Origin of the sequence: Thermatribacter velox (assembly GCF_038396615.1) — a bacterium.
GTDB classification, from domain to species: domain Bacteria; phylum Atribacterota; class Atribacteria; order Atribacterales; family Thermatribacteraceae; genus Thermatribacter; species Thermatribacter velox.
Window position 1 is genome coordinate 1,233,572 of record NZ_CP121689.1, and the last position, 20,040, is coordinate 1,253,611.

Consider the following 20,040-nt stretch of genomic DNA (forward strand, 5'->3'; position numbering starts at 1 on the left):
AAATTTCCAAAATCTGTCATAAGGTGGGTCGGGACGAAAGCGAGATAAAGATTGTTGCTGTTACTAAAGGCCAAAGCCCGGAGAGGATACTGGAAGCGGTTGAATGTGGTATAGTACGGATAGGAGAAAACCGGATTCAAGAAGCACTCGAGAAAATACCTCTTTTGCCTCACCAGAGACTCGAGTTCCATTTTGTGGGGCAGCTTCAAACCAACAAGGTGAAACAGATGCTATTACACTTTCATTATCTCCATTCTCTTGATAGAATAAAGCTGGTAGAAGCAATACATGCTCAAGCGGTTAAACTGAACATTGAGAGTCGCCTCCCAGTGCTGATTCAGGTAAACCTTACCGGTAAGGAGACGCAAGGTGGGGTTGATGAGCAAGGGCTTGTTCCTCTTATAGAAAGAGCGGTCAGATATCCAGAACTGGATGTTCGGGGCTTGATGACTATAGGGCCTTATCCAGTGGATGAGCGAGAAACACGTCGGGTCTTTCGCAAGCTCTGGGAATTGAAGGAGGAAATTAACACGCTGAAAATACCTGGCGTTTACCTGCGCGAACTTTCTATGGGCATGAGCGAGGATTTCGAAATTGCCATAGAAGAAGGTGCAACTATGATACGTTTAGGAAGGGCAATCTTTGGAGAAAGGAGTACCCTTAAGTGAAGCAGTTTACTCAGAAAATCTTGTTTATAGGTTGCGGAAATATGGGTAGCGCTTTGGTAGAGGGTTTGTGCCAAGACGGCTGGCACAAAAAAATGGAGTTCCACCTTTTTGACAGGATACCTTCCAGAGCAGAGGTGCTATCCCAGCGTTTCAACCTGAAAACCGCCAAACCCCCGTTTGATGGCAAACAGTACCATTTCATATTTCTGGCAGTCAAGCCCAAAGACTTGCCTTCAGTGACCCCACTCCTTGAGAACCTGGCTGGAAGCACCATTGTTTCTCTTCTGGCAGGAACCAGTATAAACAAAGTTAGCGAGGCGTTACCTGGAGCACAAGGATACGTACGCATAATGCCCAACCTTTGCGTTGAAGTTGGAGAAGCGGTGATCCCGGTAGTGTTTTCGGATACTGTTCCTCAAGAACACCGAGAAGACTTACTGTTCCTTCTGGCATCGCTGGGATGGGTTTTTGAAGTTCAGGAAGCCGAAATTGATTCTCTTACTGCTTTAAGTGGGAGTGGTCCTGCTTTTGTAGCACTCTTCATAGAAGCAATGATGGACGGAGGAGTGAAGCTGGGAATACCCTGGGAGAAAAGCCTCAAAGTTGCTATTCAGACAGTATTGGGTTCAGCACTACTTTTGAAGAAAAAAGCCCTCCATCCTGGAGAATTCCGGAGTCGAGTTGCTTCTCCAGCAGGTACCACTATCTTTGGGCTGCATGCCCTCGAAGAGGGCAAGCTAAAGAGTACGGTTATGAAAGCCCTTGAGGTATCATTTAATCGAGCTAAAAGTTTAACCTCTGAGGAGTGAGTCAGATGTCTTTACAACCTGAAGACCTTTTGCAGATAGAATTTGGAACCGCCTTTCGAGGTTATAACAGAGAGGAAGTAGATGAGTTTCTGGAAGAGATAGCCAGCTATTTTCAGGAACTGCTCAATCAACAAGCTAAATTGACTCAAGAAAATGAGTTTCTGAAACAAAAACTTCATCAACAGGAAACAGAAATCCAGAGACTAAAAGCCAAACAGGAAGAATTGAAAAAACAAATTGAAGCCGAGAAAGATTTGCTCCAGAAGGAAGCTCAGATGATTGTTGCTGAAGCTCGCCTGAAAGCCCAGAATCTTCTCGGCGAAGCGGAAAGAAAGAAATACAGATTGGAACTTGAGTATCGGAAGTTACTGGAGCAGTATCGGCAGTTCCAATTGCGCTTTAAGGCCCTTTTGCAAACTTTCCTGGAGAGCTTGAACCAGTATGAGAAAGAACTACCAGAAATTTCTTTACTTCTTGACTCCAATGCATCGCAGGACTCAATTGGGGAAGTTGTCCGTTTTTCTCTCGAGGATTTTCAGGAAAAAAAGTGAAATGGGCCGGAAGTGGCTGATTATCATCGTAATTGTCACTCTGGGCATTGCCACTGACCAGGTGTCGAAATGGTGTATACAGAATTTCATTAACCTTCCCTATCCCTTGATAAGGGGTTTTTTTGAGCTGCGCTTAAGGCACAACCCGGGTAGTGCCTTTGGAATAAAGATTTTGAGTACACCCCAGCTTCTCGTCATTACGGTTGCTGTAACTGTCGTATTTCTTCTCTTTTTTGCGCTGGATAAGGCAGGAAACCCCAAAAATCAGCGCCTCTTTACCTGGGGTGCGAGCTTCTACATATCGGGAGCCTGGGGCAATCTTATCGATAGGTTACGTCTGGGATATGTTGTTGATTTCTTCTATACGCCTTTTTGGGCTACTTTCAACCTGGCCGACGTTCTGATCGTTTTGGGAATGGGGCTTATCCTGTTAGGTTTTCTTTACAGAGGAAAGGATGAAGAAGCAGAAGATTCTGGTTTATGATGAAGCGGGGGCCCGCTTGGATGCCTGGTTGGCAAGAAACTTTCCCGAAGCATCTCGTTCTCTACTTGCCAGACTCATCAAAGACGGCAAGGTTAGAGTAAATCGCACCACTATCACGAAAACCAGTAAGAAAGTGAATCCTGGAGACGTCATAGAAATTACCTGGGAAGGAAAACAGTTTTTAGAACTTGAGCCATTCCCTCTTCCCCTGGAAGTAGTTTATCAGGATGAGGATATCTTGGTCATCAACAAACCAGCGGGCATAGCCACTCACCCGGTGAGCCTTCTGGAAAAAAATACCCTGGTCAATGCACTGCTTTATCACGGGGTAGGGTTGGCTCGGTATGGAGCTCCCTTGCGTCCAGGTGTTGTGCACCGTCTTGATAAGGAAACTTCTGGAGTTATGGTTTTTGCCAAATCAGACGTGGCCTACCTCAAACTGATAGAGGAATTCAGAAAACGGAAAGTCAACAAAGTTTATCTCGCCATTGTTGAAGGGAAATGGGAAGAAAACTCAGCTGAACTGACTTTACCCATTTCCAGAAACAGAAAGAATCCCTGTTTGATGGAAGTCAATTTTAAGCAGGGCAAAGAGGCTCACACGCTTATTAAACCCTACCTGAGCGGGGAAAACTATTCACTGCTTATAGTTAGTCCCCGAACTGGCCGTACTCATCAAATACGTGTCCACCTGAGTTTCATCGGTCATCCAATTGTAGGGGACAAGCGGTACGGTACCGCCTGGGGTGCCCAGCAAATGCCAAGGCAAGCCCTTCATGCTTTTTCCCTGAGTTTGGAACACCCTACTCGAAGTGAGAAACTCGCTTTTTACGCAGATCTTCCCGAGGATATGAAGGAGTTCTTGCTTAAACACTTTAAAAAGCTTCCAACCCCAGAGGAAATTCTGGCTGTACAAAAAGCGTTTTTTCGTTCCTAAACAAAACCTTGCCCAAATCGCTTCCGGGAGCAAATCGTAAATACTTTACTTCAGTCATGATTATTGGAACGCTACTCTCGGCTCTTCCTTTGGAATAAAAAGCTGCCAATTTGGCCGCACGTTCCACATCTTCTCTCAATTTCTGTGAGGTGTTTATAATTTTCAAGACTACATGAGAACCGGGTATGTCTCGAGCATGGAACCACAAGTCTTTCCTGGAAGCCACTTTGCTAATTAAAAGGTGGTTAGCTCTGGCGTTCTTTCCTATCAAAATGTAATTGCCTTGGGGTGTACGGTAGCCTGTTATACCTGGAGGAAAACGTCGTGGGGAAAAGGTTCCGCCCTCACTTTGCTCATAATATGCTATTTTTGTGCTATCTTCAGCGAGGCTTTCAAGTTTGCCCAGTATTTCTGATTCCCTTTTCTCAAGTATAGCAAGTTTCTTTTTTGCCATGGTAGCCCTTTTCAAAAGTTTCCTGTAAAGCTGGAAGTAATTCTGCATGTTCTGGGTAACACTCAAAGCAGAATCCAAGGCGATGTGAATTTCTTCTTGAGAGGGAGAAAAAATATTGCGAACGATTAGTCCCGCATCGTCTCTCTTAACAATTTCAAGATTTGGCCACAATTTGAGGAGCTCTCCCTTAAGGCGCGTTGTTTCTATTTCTTCTTCATCGGGCAAAGAAGAAACAATTTTTTCTTTCTCCCACCTTATAGTTTCTAACTCTTTCTGGAGTTCCTTAAGTCGACTTTCTTTCAACGCATGCTGTTTTTGCCAGTTGTGCAAAGCACGAAGATAAGCTTCCACCGCCTCGGAGAAGGTGGAAAATGCCAGTGTTTGGGCATCGGAATACCCATCTTCTTTCCAGAAGATGCCCAGAGGTCTTTGGTGTGCTTTTTCAAAGAAAAGATAAACTTTGTAGTTTTCCTTGAACAGGGGTTGCAGGATTTCTTCCCATGCTTTCCGTATCTCTTGATGTGAAGTGGGTCTGTCCCCTATTTTACGCCACAGGTATTTGCCAAGAAAAGAACCCACGCCTTCAAAATTCCTGATAAACCAGCCTGGTCCATCAACAACTATTGCTTCACTTCCTGGAACAAAAACCTTGCTTTCCCAAAAAAGCAAGGGGTCCAGTTTACCTTCTGGATAAGGAGGTAGGGAATAAACAAGATCTGGAAGTATATGCCTGAGACTGCTTTCCTTTTGCCCGATGAACCGTGCAGCACTTAAAATACGCTGTGAGTCAGCTTCGACAAGAACCAAATTGGCATTTCTGCCGGTTAGTTCAAAAATCAAGTAAAACTGTTTTTCGCCACTTTCCCATAGACTGGGATTTCTGATAAACAATCTCACCACCCGGTCCCAACCAATCTGTTCTATCTCCGTGATATGACCACCTACAAGGTTTTTCTTGGTAGTTTGTATCCAGTGGTTAACCAGATTGAGTTTCTTATCAGGACACTGACTCGAGAAAAATAAGACATTCACATTGGGGTGAAAATAAGTAACCAAGTAACCACTGGATGTGTTTTGAGTGTAAAGCCTTAAAGCAAAGCCCTTCTGAGGAAGCAACAAAACATCCTGTATGCGAGCTCCAGTTATCGTGGTCTTTAATTCCTTAATCAAAAATCTCAGGGGCAATCCTTCCAGAGTTTGCATTTTTCTATCCGTTGACAGTTTTAAGCTTTTTCAAGTAATATAGCGACAAGTATCCAGTTTTGTAAAGGAGTCATCATATGAGAAGCATGACCGGTTTTGGTTTTGCCGAAGGTGAGGGCACACTTGGCACTTACCGAGTGCATATCAAAAGTGTCAACCACCGCTTTCTGGATATAAACATCAGAATGCCGAGAGAACTCTATGTTTGGGAGGAACTGCTCAACCAGTCTATAAAATCCCGCATTTCCAGGGGAAAGGTTGAGTTGCGCATTGACTTTGAGCCTCGGCTGGAAAACTTTACCATTGAAGTGAATCCCCGGCTTGCTCGTTCTTACCTCGATGCCCTTGAAACTCTTTGCAAGGAACTGGGGCTCAACTTTAGCCCTCATATAGAGCTTATCCTCAGTTTGGGAGAAATAATCAAACTGAACAAGGAGAATCAGTGCTGGGAAGAGGAGTGGGATCTTTTTAGGGCAATTTTTGAAAAAGCTATTCAAGCTTTTTTGGAGTCAAGAGAGAGCGAAGGCCTAAAGATGAAAGAGGATATAGAGAAACACCTGGAAAAGATTAGCAAAGCTGCAGAACAACTAAAAAAACACAACGACCAGGTTACTGAGTTTTTTCGCCAGAAACTATCCAAGCGAATTGCTGAACTATTACCGCAGTTGCCTGTAAACGAAACTCTTCTGGCCCAGGAAGTGGTATATTACGTTGAACGAAGCGATATCAACGAGGAAATAACGCGCATAAAGGCCCACGTAGAAAGAATACGTTCTCTTCTTAATGCCGAAGGTCCGGTTGGTAGGGAACTGGAGTTTGTGTTGCAAGAAATACATCGTGAGGTGAACACCATTGGAGCTAAATCGGCTCACTTGAGGATATCGGAAATGGTTATTGACCTCAAAACAGCTCTTGAGAAACTACGGGAACAGGTTCAAAACATAGAATAAAATGGCGGGTATTCTTTTTGTCATCTCGGGACCCTCAGGGGTGGGGAAAAGCACGGTTAGAAAAGAAGTAATGAAAAGATGTTCGGGGCTTCGATACTCCATTTCCTGTACTACCAGGCCTCCGCGTGAAGGCGAAATCAATGGGGTAGACTATTTGTTTGTGGATCTTTCGACTTTTGAAGCGATGAAACGCCAAGGGGAGTTCCTGGAATGGGCCAGAGTGCACGGTAATTACTACGGAACCCCTCGCAAACCCATTGAGGAATGGCTGAAAAAAGGGGAAGACGTAATTTTGGAGATAGATGTCCAAGGAGCGAAACAGGTCAAAAAAAATTTTAAGGGAGGAGTTTTTATCTTTATAGCACCTCCCTCACTTAAGGCCTTGGAGGAAAGGTTGAAAAAGCGGAATACGGATCGCGAGGATGAAATACTCCTTCGCATGACTAATGCACGTATTGAAATGCAGTGCATTTCTGATTATGATTATCTAGTGGTTAACGACCAGCTTGAAGAAGCGGTAAACAAATTATTGTCAATTATCATTGCTGAACGGTGCAGGATAAGGAAACCTCATTTTTGGGGAGGCGAAAAGTAGCCATGATTCCCATAGATAAACTGCTTGAAAAAACTGGAGATAGATATACCTTGACCACCGTTGTTGCCAAAAGGGCAAAACAAATAAGCGAAGGAGCCACCCCCTTGGTAGAGCTGGACAAACCTCATAAGCCTATCTTTGTAGCTATTCAGGAAGTAGTTGAGGACAAAATTGAGTTTTACGAACCCCAAGAAGATGATTTATCACCCGAGCAACCTCTGGAAGAATAAAAACATCCTGGTTGGGATTTGTGGAGGTATCGCTGCATTCAAAATAGCGCATCTGGTAAGTTACCTGGTAAAATCTGGAGCCAACGTTCAGGTAGTGATGACGGACAATGCCCAGTATTTTGTTGGCAAAAGCACCTTTGAAGCTCTTACAGGCAGAAAAGTCTATGACCACCTTTTTAATGCCGAAGGAAAAATTCTGCATATAGAATTAGCTCGAAAAAACGATCTGATCCTTGTTGCACCAGCTACAGCTAACATAATAGCTAAGATAGCTTGTGGCATTGGAGACGACTTGCTATCAACTCTGTGTTTGGTAGAACCACAGAAATTGCTCATTGTACCTGCTATGAACCATAGAATGTGGAGAAACCCAGCCGTACAGGAAAACCTGAATGTGCTTAAGAAGCGGAACATTGGTGTTCTTTTACCGGAGAGTGGAAAGCTGGCCTGTGGGGAAGAAGGAGAAGGTAGACTACCTGAAGTAGAGAATATAATCGAAAAAATGTTCTATTTTGTATACAACGACAAATTTCTTTTGGGGAAGAAGGTACTGGTCACTGCGGGAGCAACACGTGAATGGGTGGACCCTGTGCGCTATGTTTCTAATCCATCAAGCGGCATCATGGGTTATTCCTTAGCTGCTCAGGCCAAAGCACTGGGTGCGGAGGTTACCTTGATTAGCGGCAAGACTCACCTTCGTGTTCCCGCTTCTGTGGAGAGGGAGGAAATAGACACCGCTTTGCAACTGGCGGAAAAGACTCAAAAGCTTTTTCCGAGCTATGACTTCCTGTTTATGAGTGCAGCGGTTTCGGATTTCAGGCCCGAGACGCAGAAACCTTCGAAGATTAAGAAGCATCAGCAGGAAACGCTTGAACTCCGATTAGTACCTACCCCTGATATCCTTTCGATGGTGAGTAAAACTAAAAGACCTGAGCAAGTGGTGGTGGGTTTTTGCGCTGAAACCGATAATCCTCTTGAAGAGGGTAGGAGGAAGCTGCAGGAAAAAAATCTTGATCTGATAGTTGCCAATTTGGTCGATAAAGACAAATCTGGTTTTGAGGTTTTAACCAACAAGGCCTGGATAATAGACCGCAAGGGTAAAGAAGTGGAACTTCCGCTTCTTGATAAAAGAGACCTGGCAGAAAAGATTTTTTTGCATTTAAAAGACTTCCTGCAACAGTAATGCTTTTGGCACAGGTTGCTTTGCCAGTACCCCTTTTCCAAACTTTTTCTTACCTCGTTCCAGAAAGGTTTATCAACGAAATAATTCCTGGAAGCATTGTTCAGGTAGAATTTCATTCTCGAAAGCTAACTGGAGTGGTAGTTGAGCTTGCCGAATACCACGACGTGGAGAACTTTAAGGAAATCTTGCAGCCTTTACCTTTGCAGCCATTGACGACTGCTTACCTTGATCTGGCAAAAAGACTCTCCATAGCTTTCTTTGCGCCGTTTGGCGAAATATTAGCTCTGTATGTTCCCAAAGTAAGCACCCTTAAGAGAAGTGCTCTACCGAGTAAGGAATCTTGTCCTCGGGATTGTTTCCTGCCTCACAAGCAGTTCCTATGTTGTCAACTGGCCTTTGAAGAAGACCGATTACGTTTTTTAAAGCAGTTTCTGCGGGAACGTGTTGCAGAAAAAAAAGAGAAAGTTCACCTCGTTTTTCCCGAGCTTGCGATGCTGGACCGCTATGTAGAGTTTATACAGGAAAACTTTCCAGGTTTGAAGCTCATTCGCTTTGATAGCAGAGTATCCCCTTCCAAAAGACTCAAGCTTCATCAAGAGGCTGTAGCCGGAACTTTTGACATTATCGCAGGGTCATGTCTTTCTCTCTTTCTACCAACCCAGGGCATTCATAATTACCTTATTATCGACCCTGAAGAGCGAGGTCACTTTTCTTCGAAACATCCTTATTACAATTCCCTGACTATTCTGGAGGCCAAAGTCAAAGTCTTTGGAGGCACGCTGATAGCCTTGTGTCGTATTCCAAACCTTTATCTGTATTTTTGTCTCCTGGAAGGAAAATGGGCTTCTCTCAAGCCTGTTTTTGAACTTCGAGGTGCTACTTCCAAAAAGGTAACTACTGTGGTCCAAGAAAAACCCGGTAAGATTTTTTCTCTTTTTGCTCAAAAAGCCATCTCAGAAAATCTTAGAGCAGGTACCAGGAGCTTAATTCTAGTTCAAAAAAGCGGATATGCTACCGCACTGGGTTGTAAAGAGTGCGGGTTTTACTATTCATGCGCGATGTGTAACATAGCCATGCGTTTCCACGCCCATTCCAAGCAGCTGATTTGTCCCCTCTGTGGTCAGAAATTATCCCCGGCTCCGGTTTGTCCACGTTGTGGAGGAACCTGGTTTGAGGGTTGGGGAGCAGGAACAGAAAAAGTTGAAGAAGAGCTCAAAAAACTTTTTCCCGGGGTAGGAATTCAAAGAATTGATTTTGAAACTCTTGAAAAAGGCAAGCTTGAAATTCACCAAGATTCGCTTCTTCTGGTAGGAACCACTTCGATATTGCAGGAAAAATTACTGCGTCAGTCCTCCTTACTAATAATAGAGTCTTTGGAAGATTGGTTTCTTTTGCCCGACTTTGAAGCCCGAGAACGATTTCTTTTGTCCTTTTACAAAGCGTTTCTTTTTCTGGGAGAAGACGTGCCTGCTTACCAAACAAAAATCATTATCCAGACCAGAAAGCAGTTTCAAGATTTTCTGAACCAGTTTCCCAAAAAGTGGCAAACGCTCTTTCAAGAAGAAATTGAGAAACGCAAGAGAGGTGGTTACCCTCCCCTTAGAGCTATGGTTCGCATTGCTGCAGAGGGAAGGAATAAAAGGCAATCTTTTCAGGTTTTAAATCAATTGCGTGAGCTTTTAGTGAGCGCTCAAGAGAAGAAATTTGATATCTTTGGTCCCTATTCTGGAGAAGGCTTTAGAAAAAGAGGCACACTGCAGGCAGAGCTTACTGTATTGGTGCCTCAAGAGGACCTGGAAGATATATATCTGAAGGCCGAACCCCTGCTCAAATCAGCAGGTAGCGTAAAGGTGCGCTGTAAGGTATCCTATTAGGAAGATAGAAAAAGTGGAGGAAAAATAAAATGGTTCGTAAAATAGTTCTCTATGGGAACCCCTTATTAAGAGAGAAGGCGCAGCCCGTCACTTCGATAGATGGTAGAATCGTTTCCATACTTCAAGATATGGAAGAGACCATGCTGGCTTCTTCAGGTATCGGGCTTGCTGGGAACCAGGTGGGAGTTCTGTTGCGCCTGGTGACTCTGGTGCACCCGGAACAACAAAAAGTTTTGCACCTTATAAATCCGGAGATAGTGGAAAAATCCGGTGATGGAGAACTTCAGGAAGAAGGTTGCCTGAGCTTGCCAGGCTTGTATGCCAAAGTGGAGAGACCCGAAAAGACCTTTGTTAAGGCTCTGGATATCAATGGAAAGGAGATTCAGATAGCTGCAGAAGGTCTGTTGGCAAGAATTCTCCAGCATGAAATTGACCATTTAAACGGAACGCTTTTTATAGACCGTCTGGCCCCTGCGAGAAGATTGCTTATCAATGGGAAATTGAAACAGATAGCTCGGAGAGAAAAGGAAGAACCATGAAAATATTTTTTATGGGTACTTCGGAATTTGCGGTAGAAGTCTTTAAAGTCCTTCTTGAAAGTCAGTTTCAGGATCAAATTAAGGGCATAGTAACTCAGCCTGACCGCGCTTGTGGGCGGGGACGCAGGATAATGCCTCCTCCTCTGAAAAGATTTGTTCTTTCTGAAAACAAAGAGATCCCCGTTTTTCAACCAGAAAAAGTTAATCAACGAGAGTTTGTAGAGTTCCTAAAACAGGAAAGTCCAGATCTGATCGTTGTCGCTGCTTATGGGCAGATTCTTAAGCGAGAAGTGCTGGAAATTCCCAAGTGGGGATGCATCAACGTGCATGCTTCTTTACTACCTCGTTACCGAGGAGCAGACCCAATAAGATGGATGCTTCTTCGCGGGGAGAAGGAAGCCGGCGTTTCAATTATGCTTATGGATGAAGGAATGGATACTGGACCAATACTCGGCCAGAAAGCACTTCCCATTGAGGTTGAAGATGATTACGGCAGTCTCACTAAAAAACTGGGACAAATCGGCGGTCAGGAGTTACTTAGGGTAATACCTGCTTGGGTGTCGGGTGGGATAAAGCCCATTCCCCAAAGTGAAGAAGAAGCCAGCTATGCACCAAAAATAAAAAAGGAAATGTTGCGAATCTCCTGGGCCAAACCAGCTCTGGAAATCATTAACCAGGTGAGAGCTTTTGCACCAACTCCCGGGGCTTTCTGTTATTTTCGAGGTAGGAAGGTAAAAATCCTTAAAATCAGGCTTGAAGAAGACACCACTCAAAGCATCCAAGAACCAGGGACTATCGTAGACATCAGAAAAGAGGGGATTGTCGTGAGTGCTCTGGATAAAAATCTACTGGTTGAAAGGCTACATCCGGAGAGCAAGAAACCTCTTTACTCCTGGGAATTTTGCTGTGGCTATCGCTTGAAAACTGGAGAACGCTTTGAATAGGAGGTGAGCAGCATGTTTTATCCCTTCTTTTTTGATTACACCTTTTTACTTCTGATACCGGCTCTGATTCTTGCCTTTTACGCTCAAAGCAAGGTCTCTGGAACCTACGCAGAGCTATCCAGGAGGAGAGCCAGGACGGGTCTTACCGGCAAAGAAGTAGCCCAGCTCTTGATTCAGAATCTGGGGTTGCCAATTCGGATTGAGGAAATACCCGGAACACTCAATGATCACTACGATCCTCGCCATGAAGTTTTGCGGCTCTCACATTCTGTGGCTCGGGGACGCTCTGTAGCCGACTATAGCGTGGCTGCTCACGAGGTGGGCCATGCCTTACAAAAAAGGGAAGCGTATCCAGCTTTTTCTCTACGTTCAACTCTGGTACCAGTAGCCAGCTTTGGTTCTCAATTAGCGTTGCCTCTTTTTTTCATCGGTTTTCTTTTTTACATCCCTGTTTTAATGGATATCGGAATCATATTTTTTAGTGCAGCAGTGCTCTTCCAGTTAATTACCTTGCCAGTTGAGTACGACGCCAGTCGCAGGGCCTATGTACTCCTTGCCCAAGCCGGTATAGTCGGCGAAGATGAGAAACCACTGGTCAAAAAAATGCTTAATGCGGCAGCTCTGACTTATGTAGCAGCCACTGCAATGGCCGCCTTACAACTCCTTAGACTTTTCTTGTTGCGTGAGAGCAGAGATTGAAGCAGGAATTTATAGTTCTCAAAAGAGATATACTGAAAATACTCGATGCATTTTATCAGGGCAAGGTTCAACGCTTGGACCAGGCATACAACCTTTATTTAAAATCTTCCAGGAACCGGGGAACGGATAAAGAAAATTTGATAAGGCTTTGCAGGGGTGTGGTTAAACACTCCCTGCAACTCGACTCTATATGCCGGACTTTTCTTCCCAAATGGGAGAAGCTTCCTTTATCCATCCAGAATTTGCTACGTTTGGCTACTTTCCAACTTCTCTTCAATGTAAGCACTCCTAAAGGCGTTGTGGTAAATGAAGCTGTAGAAATAAGTAAAGGGTTATACGCTGGAAATTTCTCCGCCCTGGTTAACGCTACACTTAGAAACATCGCTGGACAGGTTGATCAGTACCTTAAAATTTTGGAAGGAGGAGTAGAGCTTCCTCCCTGGCTCCACGAGCAATGGATGAACAAACTTGGCAAGGAACTGGAGAACGTAGTGAAGTCTCTTGCTCTGCCACCTGTGTTATTTCTGAGGGCCAACACCCTTAAGGTGGGTGCTGACCAGCTTGCCCATTTGCTTTCGAAAAGAGATATTGAGGCCGAACCTTTACTTTTTCCACCCGAGGCACTGGCAGTAAAAAAGGGTGATTACCATGAGCTCTGCAAAACTCAGGAATATAGAAATGGAATGTTTTACATTCAGGATCTTTCTTCTCAGTTGGTAGCACATTTGCTTCAGCCTCAACCAGGAGAAGTAGTGATCGAGGTGGGTTGTGGTTCCGGAGGTAAAACGACCCACCTTGCCCAACTAATGCAAAATCAAGGAGAAATCATTGCCATTGATAAACAGAAGGAACTTTTGAAACAGTTGTTCAAGAATGTGCAACGTATGGGGATTGAAATTGTAAAACCCCTGTCCAGGGATGCGACATCGCCCATCCCAGAGCTTAAGGAAACTGCTGACCGGGTCCTGGTGGATGCTCCATGTTCTGGATGTGGAACTATCAGGAAAAACCCGGAAGTGCTCTTTCGTAACAATCAGCAAACGCTGCGAAGATTAGCCGAGGTTCAAAAACAGATGCTTTGTAACGCTGCAAACTATCTTAAAAAAGGGGGCACCATGGTATACTGTGTATGTACCCTGACCGATGAAGAAACTTGGGAAGTTGTAGAGTTTTTTGAAAAAAATGTTCCTAACCTGGAAAAAGTAAATCTGGAAATTTACCTGCCAGAAGGAATCAGAAAAAGGCTTCGAAACAGTGAGCGGTGGAAGGTCCTGGTAGAAAACAAGCAAAAAGGCATTGAAATATGGCCTCACTACTTTAGCTCGGATGGACTGTTTATTGTTGCCTGGAGAAAGAGATGAGGGTGAAAAAGAAGGAAAAGAAAGTCGGGAAAACTTTTGTCTGGAAACTCATTCGTCCTTTTGTAGCAGCCATATTTTTTGGTTTTGGTCTTCTTTTGAGCGGCTACCTTGGCCTTTTCGTTTTGCACGCCTATTTCGCAACCAGTGAAATAGAAGTGCCAGATTTTTCCAACCAGGATTTGCTCAGCGTCCTGAACACCGCAAACAAGCTGGGCATTTATGTGGAAGTAATGAGAACCGAAAGTAACCCTCAGCTACCACCTCAGGTGGTTATCCATCAGATACCTCCTCCGGGGAGCAAGCTGAAAAAGGGTAACCGAGTCAAAGTAGTCATCAATCAGGTGAGCGTTGCCTCTTCTCAGGAAGGAGGGCCTGGAGAAACTGCTGAGACCATCGTTGTTCCTGATTTACGCAACTTCCCGGTGGAGGAAGCTGAAGAGCTTATAAAAAGCGAAGGGTTAAAAGTGGGTAAAATTTCGGAAGTTTTCCATGAGTCAGTGCCCAGAGGCTGCGTTATCTCACAGAGTCCGCCTGCGGGAAGCAAGGTAAACAAGGATGTGGCAATTAATCTTCTGGTAAGCAAAGGAGGAGAAGAGGAGGTTGCGCTGATTGAAGTTCCCGACCTGGTAGGCTTAAGAATCCAGGAAGCCAGGAACGTCATCCAGCAAAGAGGACTGCGCCTGGGCGAAATAGAAGAAGTGGAGGTTCCAGAGAAGGCTCCTGAAGTAGTGATAGCACAAAAACCCCTGCCAGGAGAAAAACTTGCCCCAGGAGGAGTTATTAATCTTACGGTCAACAAAAAGATTGAGGGACTGAAAGAAGTAAAACTGCGCTTCCCTCTTCCTGAGGCAAAACAACCCATAGAAGTCAAGGTGGTCATTAACGACCAGCTTGGAGAAAGAGTTGCCTATCGTCGTATCCACCAAGGGGGAGAAACGGTTGAAATCAGCATTCCCAGCAAGGGTGCTGGTAGGGTGATTATATACCTTAACGATTATTATTACTGGGAGAAAGAATTGCGATAAAAGAAGGGGGACGAGGGGATGGCAAAACTTGCGCCTTCCATACTGTCTTGTGATTTTTCCCGCTTGAGGGAGCAATTGCTTGCTGCTCAAGCTGGAGGAGCAGAGGTAATCCACGTAGACGTCATGGATGGCCACTTTGTACCCAATATAACCTTTGGTGTTCCCATCGTCAAAGCGGTGAAAAAAATTTTACCTCAGGCCACTATAGACGTGCATCTGATGATTGAAACCCCACGTCGTTACATATCTGAATTTGCAGAGGCTGGTGCTGATATCATCAGTTTTCACGTGGAAGCCGAAAGGGATTTCGATGCAACGATAAACCTGATTAAAAAACACGGCAAAAAAGCAGCGGTGGCTCTTTGCCCTGGAACACCGGTAGAATTTGTATCCGAGATTATTTCCAAGCTGGAAATGGTCTTGTTGCTTACTGTGAACCCAGGTTTTGGAGGGCAAACATTGTTGCCTGGTATGGATGAAAAGATCCTCAAGTTACGCCGCGAAATAGCCCGCAGGGGTTTGAGGACAGAGATTGAAATTGATGGAGGAGTAAAAGAAGAAAATATCGAATATCTGGCTTCAAGGGGAGCTTCTATTATTGTTGCGGGATCGCTGGTTTTTTCGGATGAAGAAGCAATTGAAGAAAAAGTAAGACGGCTTTCCTTAAAAATAAAGCCATATTAAATCCCATCGGGTTTTGTTGGCTTAAGAACTTTGGCTCCTTGTTTTTAAGAACCCCCGAGAAGAGCGTGGCCCAAACCACGCTCTTTAAGCTTTTTGAACCTTTCCAGCCTTAAGACAAGCAGTGCATACACTTATTTTTCTCCGCTGGCCATTAATCAGAGCTCTTACCTTTTGAATATTGGGACGCCATATCCGACGGCTTACCCGATGGGAATGGCTGATTTGATTTCCAAAAGACGGTTTCTTGCCGCATATTTCACACTTGGCCATGCTGTCACCCTCTTTCTGCTTCTGTGGTTACAACTGGCTACAATATTAACAATTTAGAATAAACAAGGCAAGGGGCAATTCGACTTTTCATTGTTGAAAAAAGTATTAAAATAAAAGTTTGTGAGTGTAGAAAAGAGTTTTTTGCAAAAAGTCCTGCATAGGGAAAAAGAAAAGTTAGACAACTTGTCGGTAATTGGTGGGTTCAATCGTTTCATCAAAAACCATCTGTCTACAATTTTACCCTCTGATTTAGTGGAAGAAGCAGAAAACTACCCTTTATTCTCAAAAAGCGAAAAAATAAGATTTCTACAAGAGATAGAAAATGCCATCTCTGCTCTGCAAAAAAATAATGCAACAGCACCGCAAAGAAGCAGAGCATCTATCTCTCAAAAAAAGCCTTTAAACCTTGAAACACCCGTACGTTATCTCAAAGGGGTTGGTCCAGCTCTTGAGAGAAAGCTGAACAAACTTAATATTAAAACCCTTGAAGATCTCATCTACTTCTTCCCCAGAACCTATCGGGATAGAGGACATCCTACCACTATTGACACGCTTAAAGAAGGAATGCTCCAAACGGTAGAGGGAAAAGTCATAAGTGTCCGCAGAAGAAACATCCGTAGGGGTACTCTTTTGAAAATAACCATTGGCGATGATACAGGTCTTGCAGACCTTTTGTGTTTCAACCAAGATTACCTGAGTAGGATACTGCGTCCTGGAACCAGAATCTTGGTTACGGGACGCTTCAGAAGGTCTTCTGTCAGCGGCCGCATGGAGACCAGCAATTTCGAGTATGAGCCAGCTTCTCGAGTTAAAAAAGAGAATTTCGAAAAAATTGTGCCCGTTTATAGTCTGACCAAAGGGCTTTCCCAAAAAAAGATTCGTTCCCTGGTAGAGTACGCCTTGCAAAACTACTTGCCGAGCCTTGAAGAAACCTTACCCGAGGAGACTGTTCAGAGGCTCAATTTGTTGCCGAAAAGAAAGGCTATTTATCTTCTGCATAACCCTGGCGAGGAAAACATCGAAGAACTACTACAACGCCGGAGTCGGGCTCATCTTACTCTTATTTTTGAAGAATTTATCCTTTTTGCCCTAAGTTTGAAGCTTCGCAAAAGTATGTTGCAAAAGCTGAGAGTGGCACCCTGCCCATCAGGTTCGAGATTGGTAAAAGAATTTACTGCAAAACTGCCTTTTAAACTTACTGGTGCCCAATCGAGAGTCTTTGAAGAGATATCCAGAGATTTGGAAAGTGGATTTATTATGAACCGACTTATCCAGGGAGACGTGGGATCCGGGAAAACACTGGTTGCTATTCTCTCTGCTCTGAAAGTGATTGACTCTGGGCAACAGGTAGCACTCATGGTTCCCACTGAGATACTTGCTGAACAGCATTATCATCGTTACCGGGACATTTTGGAAGAACTCGGCTTGAAGGTTGCTCTAATCAAGGGTGGCAATAGCAAGCAGAAAGCAGAGTTATTATCCCAGATAGCTCAGGGGAAAATAAATCTGATTATCGGCACTCACGCACTTTTAGAAGAGAAAGTACAGTTTGCTAACTTGGGCCTGGTCATCGTTGACGAACAGCACCGCTTTGGAGTCATGCAAAGGGCGAGACTAAAAGAGAAGGCCCACGTTCCCCATACCCTGGTCATGACGGCCACTCCCATTCCCCGTACCCTGGCACTAACCCTTTATGGGGATCTGGATGTTTCGGTTGTTGACGAAAAACCCGTAGGTCGGAAAGGTGTGGAAACTCTCTTTTTCCCGATAAAGGAGCGTTTTAAAGCTTACAATAGAGTGAGAAGCAGAATAGAAGAAGGTGAACAGGCATACGTAGTTTGTCCTGCTATCGAGGAAAGCGAAGAAGAAATCAGCAACGTTCAGGAAATAGCTGAAATGCTGCGAGAAAAATGGTTTAAGGGTTTGCGAATTGCCATCATACACGGAAGGCTCCCTTCAAAAGAGAAAGAGGAGATTATGGCCAGTTTTGAGAAGCGTGCCATAGATGTTCTGGTGTCGACTTCAGTTATTGAGGTGGGCATTGACGTGCCTAACGCCACCTGCATGGTCATTGAAAATGCGGAAAGATTTGGTTTGGCTCAGCTGCATCAGCTGAGGGGGAGAATAGGGAGAGGAAGTGTGCGTGGTTTGTGTATTTTGCTGGCCAATCCCACCACAGAAGAAGCAAGGCAGCGAATGAAAATAATGACTTCTACTGAAGACGGTTTTAGAATAGCCGAAGAAGATCTCCGTCTACGGGGACCAGGCGAGTTTTACGGTGTGCGGCAGCACGGCGTTCCGGAGTTCTATCTGGCAGACCCCTTTGAAGACTGGCCTTTACTTGAAAAAGCACACCAGGAAGCAGAAGCTATACTTACCAAAGATCCCGAACTCAGGAATTACCAGAACTTGCGCCGGGAAATGGAAAGAAAATTTGGAAAGTACCTCGATCTGGGTGAGGTAAGCTAATGGGTTACCTGCACATAGTGGGTGGAAGATTAAAGGGAAGAAAGATTCTGGTTCCTTCTGGAAAAGCGGTAAGGCCGATGCAAGGTTTTTTGAGAAAAGCTCTTTTTGAGATCCTTAAATTTGAGCTGGAAGAAAGTGTGGTTTACGACATATTTTCAGGAAGTGGAGCGCTGGGCATTGAAGCTCTGAGTCGGGGAGCTAAAAAAGCTTATTTTCTGGAGAAGAATCCTCGTGTTTGTCGGGTGATTGAAAAAAATCTGGAAATCTGTTCCCTAAAAGAGCATTCCAGGGTGCTATGTCTGGATTTCCTGAAACTTAGGAAATTCCCCCACCTTGAGGAGAGACCCTCTCTAACCTTTGTTGACCCTCCTTTTGCAAGTAACCATTTAAAAACCATCGAAAAGTTGTATAATTTTAGGGTGGTTTTTGGGCAATCTTTGATTGTAATACGCTACTCCAGAACAAAAGATTCAGAGAGCGGAGAATTGCCTTTCTTTAAAGTCGAAGACAAACGCGAATACGGTAAAAACGTGGTCTTAATTGGACACCTGAAAAGAGAGGAAGAAGTACATGGAGGATAAGGTATGTCCTACGAAGGCAGAAATCGCCATATATCCGGGTAGTTTTGACCCGGTTACCAACGGACACCTGGATATAATAGAGCGAGCGAGCAAGATATTTCCCCAGCTTGTAGTTGCTGTGCTCAGCAACCCTCAGAAAACCCCGCTATTTACACTGGAAGAGCGCAAAGAAATGCTTCAAAAAAGCACCGAACACCTACCCAACGTGCAGATTGAAACCTTTAGTGGTCTTCTGGTACGGTTCGCACGCCAGAAAGGATGTCGCATCATAATCAGAGGACTAAGAGCTATCTCGGATTACGAATACGAAACTCAAATAGCTGTGATAAATCGCAAAATGGCTCCCGAGATAGAAACCCTGTTTTTGCCTACCAGTTCTGAATACTCTTATCTGAACTCGACTGTGGTAAAAGAGATAGCTCGCTTTGGAGGATGCTTAGCGAAGCTGGTTCCCCCTTTCGTTGAAAAAAAATTAAAAGAAAAATTTCAAACATAGAAAGGAGATCGCAACATGAACATTCTGGAAAAATTAAAACAAAAAGCCAAGAACCTTAAAAAGCGGATCGTTCTTCCAGAAGGCGATGACGAACGAGTTATTAAAGCAGCGCACGATGCTGCCAACGAGGGCTTGGCAACTGTAACTCTGTTGGGAGAAGAGGAAAACATACGCAACAAGGCAAAAAGCATGGGTCTGGACCTTGGGAAAGTGGAAATCCTCAACATTCAAGATGATGAAAAAAAGGAGCTATATGCCCAGAAACTTCACGAGCTACGAAAGCAAAAGGGACTTACCTTGGATCAAGCCAGAGAATGGTTGAAAAATCCAATGTATTATGCCTGTATGATGCTTTATGAAGGGCGTGTAGATGGGGTCGTTGCAGGAGCAGTGCTTTCCAGCCCGGATGTAATAAGACCCGCTCTGCAAATCATCAAAACCGCACCAGGAATAAAACTTGCTTCAAGTTGCTTTTTGATGGTGGTTCCTGATTGCCCGTATGGCGCAAACGGAACTTTCCTTTATGCAGATGCTGGCTTTCACCCCAATCCCAGTGCCGAGGAGCTGGCTTATATCGCGATAACCACTGCCAGGACTGCACAGCTTTTACTCGGGGTAACTCCCTGTGTCGCCATGCTCTCTTTCTCAACTAAGGGCAGTGCCAAGCATGAACTGGTAGATAAAGTGATAGAAGCTACCAGAATCGCACGTTCTTTAAACCCAGAGCTACTTTTGGATGGAGAATTGCAGGCGGATGCGGCTTTAGTTCCTGAAGTGGGGCAGAGGAAGGCACCAGATAGCCCCGTTGCCGGTAAGGCTAATGTTTTAATCTTCCCAGACCTCAACGCTGGCAATATTGCTTACAAGCTTACAGAACGTCTGGCTAAAGCTACGGCTATAGGACCAATTTTGCAAGGCCTGGCGAAACCGGTTAATGACCTTTCTCGAGGTTGCAAGGCTGAAGATATTGTGCTGCAGATAGCGGTAACTGTGCTACAAACCCAATTTTGAATAAAAACCACGAAATAGAAAGG

At 44.5% G+C, this 20,040-nt stretch carries 22 protein-coding genes; 20 read left to right on the top strand and 2 right to left on the bottom strand.

Annotated elements, in window-relative coordinates:
- Positions 1-23 precede the first annotated feature (23 nt).
- The 5 genes from QBE54_RS06135 to QBE54_RS06155 are packed head-to-tail and all read left to right on the top strand — an operon-like array spanning position 24 to position 3,449.
- The gene (locus QBE54_RS06135) at positions 24-668 is read left to right on the top strand and encodes a YggS family pyridoxal phosphate-dependent enzyme (RefSeq protein WP_369017323.1); all 645 of its coding nucleotides are present in this window, start codon (positions 24-26) and stop codon (positions 666-668) included.
- On the top strand, positions 665-1,477 hold the full coding sequence (gene proC / locus QBE54_RS06140; RefSeq protein ID WP_369017324.1) for a pyrroline-5-carboxylate reductase: 813 nt from the start codon (positions 665-667) through the stop codon (positions 1,475-1,477). Before QBE54_RS06135 ends, proC begins: the two co-directional genes overlap by 4 nt.
- A gap of 5 nt (positions 1,478-1,482) precedes the next feature.
- Complete coding sequence (locus QBE54_RS06145; protein WP_369017325.1) at positions 1,483-2,028, top strand: DivIVA domain-containing protein; 546 nt, start codon at positions 1,483-1,485, stop codon at positions 2,026-2,028.
- Position 2,029: 1 nt separating this feature from the next.
- On the top strand, positions 2,030-2,512 hold the full coding sequence (gene lspA, locus QBE54_RS06150) for a signal peptidase II (RefSeq protein ID WP_369017326.1): 483 nt from the start codon (positions 2,030-2,032) through the stop codon (positions 2,510-2,512).
- On the top strand, positions 2,484-3,449 hold the full coding sequence (locus QBE54_RS06155; protein ID WP_369017327.1) for an RluA family pseudouridine synthase: 966 nt from the start codon (positions 2,484-2,486) through the stop codon (positions 3,447-3,449). The genes lspA and QBE54_RS06155 overlap by 29 nt, the downstream gene beginning before the upstream one ends.
- On the opposite strand, the gene QBE54_RS06160 is transcribed toward QBE54_RS06155, so the two are convergent.
- Positions 3,388-5,106 carry an NFACT family protein gene (locus tag QBE54_RS06160; RefSeq protein WP_369017328.1) on the bottom strand — a complete coding sequence of 573 codons (1,719 nt, stop codon included), beginning with the start codon at positions 5,104-5,106 and terminating at the stop codon, positions 3,388-3,390. The genes QBE54_RS06155 and QBE54_RS06160 overlap by 62 nt on opposite strands.
- A gap of 77 nt (positions 5,107-5,183) precedes the next feature.
- Here QBE54_RS06160 and QBE54_RS06165 point away from each other — a divergent pair, with 77 nt between their 5' ends.
- Genes QBE54_RS06165 through rpe form a run of 11 tightly spaced genes read left to right on the top strand, consistent with a single transcriptional unit; the run spans position 5,184 to position 15,190 of the window.
- Positions 5,184-6,056 carry a YicC/YloC family endoribonuclease gene (locus QBE54_RS06165; RefSeq protein ID WP_369017329.1) on the top strand — a complete coding sequence of 291 codons (873 nt, stop codon included), beginning with the start codon at positions 5,184-5,186 and terminating at the stop codon, positions 6,054-6,056.
- A gap of 1 nt (position 6,057) precedes the next feature.
- Positions 6,058-6,651 (top strand): guanylate kinase, encoded by a 594-nt coding sequence (gene gmk / locus QBE54_RS06170; protein ID WP_369017330.1) that lies wholly within the window; start codon positions 6,058-6,060, stop codon positions 6,649-6,651.
- A 2-nt stretch (positions 6,652-6,653) separates the two neighbouring features.
- Positions 6,654-6,881: a DNA-directed RNA polymerase subunit omega gene (gene rpoZ, locus QBE54_RS06175; protein WP_369017331.1), complete on the top strand. Its 228-nt coding sequence runs from the start codon at positions 6,654-6,656 to the stop codon at positions 6,879-6,881.
- On the top strand, positions 6,847-8,064 hold the full coding sequence (coaBC, locus tag QBE54_RS06180) for a bifunctional phosphopantothenoylcysteine decarboxylase/phosphopantothenate--cysteine ligase CoaBC (protein ID WP_369017332.1): 1,218 nt from the start codon (positions 6,847-6,849) through the stop codon (positions 8,062-8,064). Before rpoZ ends, coaBC begins: the two co-directional genes overlap by 35 nt.
- Positions 8,064-9,938, top strand: coding sequence for a hypothetical protein (locus tag QBE54_RS06185; RefSeq protein ID WP_369017333.1), 1,875 nt, complete (start codon positions 8,064-8,066; stop codon positions 9,936-9,938). The genes coaBC and QBE54_RS06185 overlap by 1 nt, the downstream gene beginning before the upstream one ends.
- Positions 9,939-9,967: 29 nt before the next feature.
- Entirely contained in the window at positions 9,968-10,477 is a 510-nt protein-coding gene (def, locus tag QBE54_RS06190; protein WP_369017334.1) for a peptide deformylase, read from the top strand.
- Complete coding sequence (gene fmt / locus QBE54_RS06195; RefSeq protein ID WP_369017335.1) at positions 10,474-11,421, top strand: methionyl-tRNA formyltransferase; 948 nt, start codon at positions 10,474-10,476, stop codon at positions 11,419-11,421. Before def ends, fmt begins: the two co-directional genes overlap by 4 nt.
- A 12-nt stretch (positions 11,422-11,433) precedes the next feature.
- Entirely contained in the window at positions 11,434-12,120 is a 687-nt protein-coding gene (locus tag QBE54_RS06200) for a zinc metallopeptidase (RefSeq protein ID WP_369017336.1), read from the top strand.
- Positions 12,117-13,481, top strand: coding sequence for a transcription antitermination factor NusB (locus tag QBE54_RS06205; RefSeq protein ID WP_369017337.1), 1,365 nt, complete (start codon positions 12,117-12,119; stop codon positions 13,479-13,481). The genes QBE54_RS06200 and QBE54_RS06205 overlap by 4 nt, the downstream gene beginning before the upstream one ends.
- Positions 13,482-13,483: 2 nt before the next feature.
- Complete coding sequence (locus QBE54_RS06210) at positions 13,484-14,506, top strand: PASTA domain-containing protein (protein ID WP_369017338.1); 1,023 nt, start codon at positions 13,484-13,486, stop codon at positions 14,504-14,506.
- An 18-nt stretch (positions 14,507-14,524) separates the two neighbouring features.
- A complete protein-coding gene (gene rpe, locus QBE54_RS06215) occupies positions 14,525-15,190 on the top strand; it encodes a ribulose-phosphate 3-epimerase (RefSeq protein WP_369017339.1) in 666 nt (221 codons plus the stop codon).
- An 84-nt stretch (positions 15,191-15,274) separates the two neighbouring features.
- On the opposite strand, the gene rpmB is transcribed toward rpe, so the two are convergent.
- A complete protein-coding gene (gene rpmB, locus QBE54_RS06220; protein ID WP_369017340.1) occupies positions 15,275-15,460 on the bottom strand; it encodes a 50S ribosomal protein L28 in 186 nt (61 codons plus the stop codon).
- 120 nt (positions 15,461-15,580) lie between these two features.
- Between rpmB and recG the strand changes: the two genes are divergently transcribed.
- From recG to pta, 4 genes are read left to right on the top strand one after another with little or no spacing between them, the layout of a single operon-like run.
- Complete coding sequence (gene recG, locus QBE54_RS06225; protein ID WP_369017341.1) at positions 15,581-17,929, top strand: ATP-dependent DNA helicase RecG; 2,349 nt, start codon at positions 15,581-15,583, stop codon at positions 17,927-17,929.
- Positions 17,929-18,510 carry a 16S rRNA (guanine(966)-N(2))-methyltransferase RsmD gene (gene rsmD / locus QBE54_RS06230; protein WP_369017342.1) on the top strand — a complete coding sequence of 194 codons (582 nt, stop codon included), beginning with the start codon at positions 17,929-17,931 and terminating at the stop codon, positions 18,508-18,510. The genes recG and rsmD overlap by 1 nt, the downstream gene beginning before the upstream one ends.
- Positions 18,500-19,006 carry a pantetheine-phosphate adenylyltransferase gene (gene coaD / locus QBE54_RS06235; RefSeq protein WP_369017343.1) on the top strand — a complete coding sequence of 169 codons (507 nt, stop codon included), beginning with the start codon at positions 18,500-18,502 and terminating at the stop codon, positions 19,004-19,006. Before rsmD ends, coaD begins: the two co-directional genes overlap by 11 nt.
- A 15-nt stretch (positions 19,007-19,021) precedes the next feature.
- Positions 19,022-20,017, top strand: coding sequence for a phosphate acetyltransferase (pta, locus tag QBE54_RS06240; RefSeq protein WP_369017344.1), 996 nt, complete (start codon positions 19,022-19,024; stop codon positions 20,015-20,017).
- Positions 20,018-20,040 lie beyond the last annotated feature (23 nt).

Excerpts from the sequence above, each read along its gene's own strand:
- QBE54_RS06145 (WP_369017325.1), top strand. The coding sequence starts at position 1,483 with ATGTCTTTACAACCTGAAGACCTTTTGCAGATAGAATTTGGAACCGCC.
- lspA (WP_369017326.1), top strand. The coding sequence starts at position 2,030 with ATGGGCCGGAAGTGGCTGATTATCATCGTAATTGTCACTCTGGGCATT.
- QBE54_RS06155 (WP_369017327.1), top strand. The coding sequence starts at position 2,484 with ATGAAGAAGCAGAAGATTCTGGTTTATGATGAAGCGGGGGCCCGCTTG.
- QBE54_RS06160 (WP_369017328.1), bottom strand. The coding sequence starts at position 5,106 with ATGCAAACTCTGGAAGGATTGCCCCTGAGATTTTTGATTAAGGAATTA.
- QBE54_RS06165 (WP_369017329.1), top strand. The coding sequence starts at position 5,184 with ATGAGAAGCATGACCGGTTTTGGTTTTGCCGAAGGTGAGGGCACACTT.
- gmk (WP_369017330.1), top strand. The coding sequence starts at position 6,058 with ATGGCGGGTATTCTTTTTGTCATCTCGGGACCCTCAGGGGTGGGGAAA.
- rpoZ (WP_369017331.1), top strand. The coding sequence starts at position 6,654 with ATGATTCCCATAGATAAACTGCTTGAAAAAACTGGAGATAGATATACC.
- coaBC (WP_369017332.1), top strand. The coding sequence starts at position 6,847 with ATGATTTATCACCCGAGCAACCTCTGGAAGAATAAAAACATCCTGGTT.
- QBE54_RS06185 (WP_369017333.1), top strand. The coding sequence starts at position 8,064 with ATGCTTTTGGCACAGGTTGCTTTGCCAGTACCCCTTTTCCAAACTTTT.
- def (WP_369017334.1), top strand. The coding sequence starts at position 9,968 with ATGGTTCGTAAAATAGTTCTCTATGGGAACCCCTTATTAAGAGAGAAG.
- fmt (WP_369017335.1), top strand. The coding sequence starts at position 10,474 with ATGAAAATATTTTTTATGGGTACTTCGGAATTTGCGGTAGAAGTCTTT.
- QBE54_RS06200 (WP_369017336.1), top strand. The coding sequence starts at position 11,434 with ATGTTTTATCCCTTCTTTTTTGATTACACCTTTTTACTTCTGATACCG.
- rpe (WP_369017339.1), top strand. The coding sequence starts at position 14,525 with ATGGCAAAACTTGCGCCTTCCATACTGTCTTGTGATTTTTCCCGCTTG.
- rpmB (WP_369017340.1), bottom strand. The coding sequence starts at position 15,460 with ATGGCCAAGTGTGAAATATGCGGCAAGAAACCGTCTTTTGGAAATCAA.
- rsmD (WP_369017342.1), top strand. The coding sequence starts at position 17,929 with ATGGGTTACCTGCACATAGTGGGTGGAAGATTAAAGGGAAGAAAGATT.
- coaD (WP_369017343.1), top strand. The coding sequence starts at position 18,500 with ATGGAGGATAAGGTATGTCCTACGAAGGCAGAAATCGCCATATATCCG.
- pta (WP_369017344.1), top strand. The coding sequence starts at position 19,022 with ATGAACATTCTGGAAAAATTAAAACAAAAAGCCAAGAACCTTAAAAAG.